Origin of the sequence: Daejeonella sp. (assembly GCF_044232565.1) — a bacterium.
GTDB lineage: Bacteria > Bacteroidota > Bacteroidia > Sphingobacteriales > Sphingobacteriaceae > Daejeonella.
In genome coordinates, this window is sequence record NZ_JBIILQ010000167.1 from 1 (window position 1) to 6,233 (window position 6,233).

Genomic DNA, 6,233 nt, shown 5'->3' on the forward strand with positions numbered 1-6,233 from the left:
TGATGGTTCTACAATGATTTAAAACAATTCATTCTCAATTATTTTTCTTAAATTTCTTTCTCTTTAAAAACAATAACAGATGAAAAAAATCATAATCGTTTTGGGCCTCTTTATAAGTGTTTCAACAGTAGCCTTTGCCCAAGGTAGAACGCAAATGGGTACACCTGAAGAAAGAGCAAGTCGTCAGCTTGCTCAACTTGAGCCATTAAAGCTTAGTCAGGATCAAAAAGTGAAATTGGCTTCCATTTTTATGTGGTCAGCTCAGCAACTTGATAGTGTTCGCACAACCTCTAATGGCGATATTGCTGGCATGCGGGCTAAAATGACTCCTATTCAGGATCAAACAAAAAAAATAATCAATCTGGTTTTAAACGAGGAGCAAAAGAAAGCTTATGAAGCTATTTTGGAGGAACGTCGTGCTAGAATGAGAAATAATTAAATTTATATTTTGGAATTGAAAAGCGGCTTTTGGCCGCTTTTCTTATTTTTGGTCAAAATTAAGAGATATGCTGAAGAATACCAGTCCGATAATATTAGCTTCCAAATCACCACGTAGACAGGAACTCCTCCATTTGATGGGAATTGATTTCAAGGTCGTACTAAGGGATGTTGATGAGAGTTATCCTGCCGGACTTTCACCATCAGAGATTGCAGTGTACATAGCGGAGAAAAAAGCAAAGGCATTTGATGAGGTGATAGATAATGAGATTGTTATTACCGCCGATACTATTGTTTCTCTTGATGGAAAAATATTGGGAAAACCGCAAGATGATGCGCATGCTTTTGAAATTCTTTCGGATTTATCTGGAAAAAGGCACGAAGTAATTACGGCGGTAAGTTTATTGAAGAATCATAAGTTGATCAGTTTTTACGAAATTTCTGAGGTTTTCTTCAAAACTTTAAGTGCCGAGCAGATTAAGCACTATATTTCTACTTATTCGCCAATGGATAAAGCTGGGGCCTATGGTATTCAGGAATGGATTGGCCTAGTGGCTGTAGAAAAAATCAATGGTTCTTACAGTAATATTGTTGGTTTGCCAACTCAGCGCCTGTATGAAGAGCTATGCAAGCTAATGGACTGATTTTAACTATTAATTATCTCAAAGTACATTCCCTCTTTCATGGAGTAAGTTGAAAGGTTTAAGCTTTTAAAGGGGTGTAGGTCAAGAATGTAGCGCGTTAATATGCATGCTACAACAATCATGTTGACCCTTATTGCAGGTATAGCTGGATTTTTTGCACGCTCTTGATGATTACTTTCTATGATATACTTGGCAATTTTTTCAAATTCATTGAAGTCTATGTTGAATTCCGGACTTTCAAAACTTGGCTTGAATTCAGCATCAATCATTGATGCATACGTTTCAAATGCTCCAGCCGAGCCAATCAATTGAATCGGATTTAATTTCCTTAGTTGAGCTATCAAATCAATGAGTACAGAATTAAGGTAAGTATGTAAAGCATTTACCTCCGATTTTGAAATGGGGTCTGAATGATGAAATGTATTCATTAATCGTGCAGCACCAATATCATAACTCCTTTTCCAAAATATTTGCTCCTGATTGCAAATGATAAATTCAACACTTCCACCGCCAATATCCATAATCAAACTTTTATGGTTTTTCAAAGGGATGGCAGCACGAACACCTGAATAAATTAACTCGGCTTCACGGTTACCATCAATGAGTTCGATATGAATGCCGGTATCGGATAGCACTTGCTCAATGAAATTTACCCCATTTGAAGCAGATCTTAAGGCAGATGTGGCCAGAGCTTTAACTTTAGTGATTTGGAGAGTCTCAATTACTTTTTTAAACTGTTTCAAAGCCTCTAGGCCACGTTTAAATGCAGCAGCTGTAATTTGTCCGTCTTCCATTCCGCCTTCGCCTAAGCTTACTGGAATGGTATTTTGGTGGATTAATATTGGGCACCTGTCATTGTTTTCAACAATTAATATATGAAAGGTGTTCGTGCCCAAATCGATAATGGCTATTCGATTGTTCATTTTTAATGCCAAATCATGATTTATTTAATTCAAATCAACAAAAGTAAGAGCTATTCGTTATACAAAAACCATTTGCCCAATTCTTTAAAGCTAACTTTTTTTCCATACATCAAAATTCCTACACGATATATTCGAGAGGCAATCCATGTTGTAAATAGAAATCCGCCGATTAAAAGGACAATTGATAAAGCTAGCTCCCAATTTGGAACACCAAATGGAAGTCGCACCATCATAGCGATTGGTGAGGTAAAAGGAATGATACTGAGCCAAAAAGAGAGGCTGCTATCCGGATTGTTTACGATAAAGCTAAATGACATGATGTATGTAAACAAAAGAGGCAAGGTGATGGGAAGCATAAACTGCTGAGTTTCGGTATCTGTTTCCACTGCCGAACCAACCGCTGCAAATAAAGCAGAATAGAGCATGTATCCACCAAGGAAAAATACGATAAATACAGGTAAAATATAGGTCCATTCAATCGTTTGAACAGCCTTTAAAATATCCGTACCTGGTCCCTTTTGTGCAGCAGCAACTGATTGATCATTCAAAGGTATTTCTGATTTTACTTGCGCTACATTGTCTTTAAATAAAACAGTGCTGGCTACGCTCATCAATCCCGCTGAAAGAACAATCCACAACAGAAATTGGGTTAATCCTACCAGGCCAATTCCAATAATCTTACCCATCATTAGTTGAAAAGGCTTTACAGACGAAATAATAACCTCAACAATTCGACTTGTTTTCTCTTCAATGATTCCCCTCATTACTTGAATGCCATAAATAAAGAGCGACATATAGATTAATATCGCTGCAGCAAAGCCAACTGCCATGGCAGCACCAGAACTGCTATCTTTTTCACCTTCAAGAGTTAATTCTTTTGAAATGACAGATAAATTAGGTTTGATTTTATCTAGTGTCTCTGAATCGATTCCTGCGTCTTGCAAAAGCTTCACGCGCATTTGCTCATTTAGCTGATTTTCTATTGTAGTGATTACCGATAAACCGGTATTCTTCTGCGAAAATAACTCAATACTTCCGCCACTTTTTATATCCTTGGGGATGAAAAGAATAAAGGCCTCCTCTTCATTAATTACTTTCTTTTTGGCTTCAGAAAGTGAAAGTTTAGACTTCTCAAAATTCACAGAGCGCTTATTTTCAAAGGCTTTATTGAAAATGCCACTTTCGTCAATAACCTCTACCGTTGGGATATTGTTTCCGCCACGCATCGATAAGAAAATAATCAATGCATACATAGCAATTATCAATAGCGGGACAAGGAAAGTCATGATCAAAAAAGCTTTCTTCTTTACTCTGCTCAAGTATTCTCTCTGGATGATTAGTAGCGTTTTGTTCATCTTCTATTATTTTTTTACGTTCTGAATAAATATGTCGTTCATACTCGGGATAATTTCCATAAGCTCAGAAATTTGTACTTGCGGCATTAAATACTGAAGTAAATCATTCACGGAATGTTCTGGCTTAATTTGAATGGTTAGCTGGGTAATGTCATCATCGATTTTCTGATTAGTGATATTGAAAAATTGATTTTCAACCGACTCTAAATTTCCGCTGAAGCGTATCTGGTAAGTATTATTTCGATATTGATTTTTTATATCCTTTACCTTGCCATCCAATATTTTTTTCGATTGGTGAATGAGAGCAATGCTGTCGCATAATTGTTCTACAGATTCCATGCGATGGGTAGAAAAAATAATTGTTGCTCCATTTTTGTTTAAATCAAGTATCTCATCAGTAATAAGTTGTGCATTCACAGGGTCGAATCCTGAAAATGGTTCATCCAAAATAATGAGTTTAGGATCATGTACAACAGTTGCAATAAATTGGACTTTTTGCTGCATCCCCTTACTTAAATCCTCCACTTTTTTATGCCACCAGCTTTCAATTTCCATTTTCTCAAACCAATGCTTAATCCTTAAAGTTGCATCCGATTTGGAGAGCCCCTTGAGTTGTGCGAGATACAACATTTGCTCACCAATTTCCATTTTTTTGTAAAGGCCGCGCTCCTCTGGAAGGTAGCCGATCATTGAAATATGTGAAGGGTTTAATTTTTCGCCATTCAAAAATATCTCACCTTGATCGGGTGCGGTTATTTGATTGATGATGCGGATTAATGAGGTTTTTCCTGCACCATTCGGACCAAGGAGTCCGAAAATTGATCCATCTTCAATTTCAATCGATACATTGTCTAAAGCACGATGATTGGCATATTGCTTGACGATATTTCTGATACTTAGCATTTTTCTTGGTTTATGTTTTATAGACTATTGTTTGCTTCATTTGTTACCATTTATTATAATTTCAAGATAATTTATTTAGCTCTGATTGACTTTAATTTAATCCAAATCCTTTTTGAAAGCGAAGAGCTATTTTTAGTTTTTGTCTTCCCAATCAGAAAAGCATAGGGTTTTAATGGAGTCACGTGATCGCAAATAATTTTTATAATTCCAAGCATCGGAATGGCCATAATCATGCCTGGAATACCCCAAATAATTTCCATGAAAACCAATACTAAAATGGTGAATAGGGGGTTGATATTTACTTCAGACCCGACTATCAAGGGCTCTAAAATATAGGTTTGTAAAAATTGTATAATCATGTAGGTGACGAATACTCCGAGCACCATGGTATTGCTGCCTCCCTGAGAGATTACCATTAGGATTGTCAGACTTGTACCAGTGATATTTCCAATAAAGGGAACAATTTCTAATAGTCCGCAGAGTATAGCAAAGAAAATGGCACTTTCAACTCCAATAATACTGAAAGCAAAGCCATACATAAACCAAAGCATTATAATCATAATTCCTAATCCTAAAAGATAATGTTGAGAAACTTTTCCAGCGTCCGAAATCATGCGCTCTGTTTCCTGAACTTCAGTTTTTGGCACAAGCATAAGAATGAATTTTTTTAAATGGGAGCGCGAAGTGAGAAATAAAAAGAGGTACACAATAACCAAAATACTCTTCATTAATATTCCCATTAAATAACTTAGTATAGAACTAGCTAAAAAGATTGCCTCATTTGATCCATTTGATGTTTGTTTATCGAACCATATTTTTTGACTCTCATGAGAGATTCCAATGGTATGAGCTAAAAATTTTTGAATTTCAAGGATTATTTTCTGAATACGCAAACCAATTTCATTTAAATTGTCGGATATGTCGGCCGCTTGCCAAGAAATCAGATAGATTATCCCACCGAATAGGCTAACAATAAAAAGTAGGCAAATAAAACTTGCTAAAATTCTGTTGATACCCTTTCTCTCAAAATAATTTGAAAGGGGAATAAGTAGCATGGTAAGTAGGGCACTTATGGCAATTGGGATTAAAAATTGTCTCGCGAAATATAGTCCGCTTACTACTAAAAAAATAAAAATAATGACTAAAACACTTCTGGAAAGTGTTGGTGTGGAATTAAACATAGGTCAATTGTTGGTCATTTTCCTTATATAAAACCCAAGTAATATGTTTGATGATTTCATTCAAAATTTAAACATAAACGTTGGATCGAATGAATTAAAAAGGTTCTTCACTAAAGTATTTGCGTGCTTGATTTGAATGATGAATTTATTAGATAGGAATTAAATTATTTAACAGAAATTTATATCTTTAAAATAACCATTGTACTATGAATTTGTTTCATTCAAAAAAACTTATCATTATAGCTTCGCTGCTAATTATTGTAACGGTGTTATATATACTGGCAAATCCTGCTCCCGAAGTTGATTATAATACTCAGGTTAAACCTATCATTAATAAAAAGTGTATTTCATGTCATGGTGGAGTGAAGCAGGAAGCCGGATTTAGCCTGCTTTTTGAGGAAGAAGCATTGGGTATTACTGAATCTGGAAAACCTGCAATACTCCCTGGTAATCCGGATGAGAGTGAGCTTATAAAAAGAATAACACATTCAGATCCGAATGAAAGGATGCCTTACAAGCATGAAGCACTTTCAAAGGATGAAATAAATATTTTACGTCAATGGATTAAGGAAGGTGCAAAATGGGGTGAGCATTGGGCATACATTCCTGTTAAAAAGCAGGATGTTCCTGATTACAGTGATAAGTGGATTAAAAATGATGTTGACCAGTTTGTTTATCAAAAATTAGAAGAAGAAAATTTAAAGCCCTCAACTGAAGCTGATAAAGCAACATTGCTTCGCAGAATTAGCCTTGATCTTATAGGTATGCCTGCTTCAGAACAAATTGCGA

The 6,233-nt window shown here is 35.7% G+C and carries 7 protein-coding genes; 3 read left to right on the plus strand and 4 right to left on the minus strand.

Annotated features, from left to right (window positions below; all coding sequences use genetic code 11):
- Nucleotides 1-79 precede the first annotated feature (79 nt).
- Both ACILQF_RS09435 and ACILQF_RS09440 read left to right on the plus strand, forming a co-directional pair.
- Nucleotides 80-439, plus strand: coding sequence for a hypothetical protein (locus tag ACILQF_RS09435; RefSeq protein ID WP_395627162.1), 360 nt, complete (start codon nucleotides 80-82; stop codon nucleotides 437-439).
- Between the two features lie 67 nt (nucleotides 440-506).
- Entirely contained in the window at nucleotides 507-1,082 is a 576-nt protein-coding gene (locus ACILQF_RS09440; protein WP_395627163.1) for a Maf family nucleotide pyrophosphatase, read from the plus strand.
- A 2-nt stretch (nucleotides 1,083-1,084) separates the two neighbouring features.
- Here the strand turns inward: ACILQF_RS09440 and ACILQF_RS09445 are convergent, their stop codons facing one another.
- The 4 genes from ACILQF_RS09445 to ACILQF_RS09460 form a co-directional block, all read right to left on the minus strand.
- Nucleotides 1,085-2,005 (minus strand): exopolyphosphatase, encoded by a 921-nt coding sequence (locus tag ACILQF_RS09445; protein ID WP_395627164.1) that lies wholly within the window; start codon nucleotides 2,003-2,005, stop codon nucleotides 1,085-1,087.
- Nucleotides 2,006-2,055: 50 nt separating this feature from the next.
- Nucleotides 2,056-3,360: an ABC transporter permease gene (locus ACILQF_RS09450; RefSeq protein ID WP_395627165.1), complete on the minus strand. Its 1,305-nt coding sequence runs from the start codon at nucleotides 3,358-3,360 to the stop codon at nucleotides 2,056-2,058.
- Nucleotides 3,361-3,366: 6 nt separating this feature from the next.
- Nucleotides 3,367-4,263, minus strand: a complete 897-nt coding sequence (locus ACILQF_RS09455; RefSeq protein WP_395627166.1) for an ABC transporter ATP-binding protein — start codon at nucleotides 4,261-4,263, stop codon at nucleotides 3,367-3,369.
- Nucleotides 4,264-4,334: 71 nt separating this feature from the next.
- Nucleotides 4,335-5,444, minus strand: a complete 1,110-nt coding sequence (locus ACILQF_RS09460; RefSeq protein WP_395627167.1) for an AI-2E family transporter — start codon at nucleotides 5,442-5,444, stop codon at nucleotides 4,335-4,337.
- 266 nt (nucleotides 5,445-5,710) lie between these two features.
- Between ACILQF_RS09460 and ACILQF_RS09465 the strand changes: the two genes are divergently transcribed.
- Nucleotides 5,711-6,233: c-type cytochrome domain-containing protein (locus ACILQF_RS09465; protein WP_395627168.1), on the plus strand; the 523-nt coding region annotated here is incomplete at its 3' end.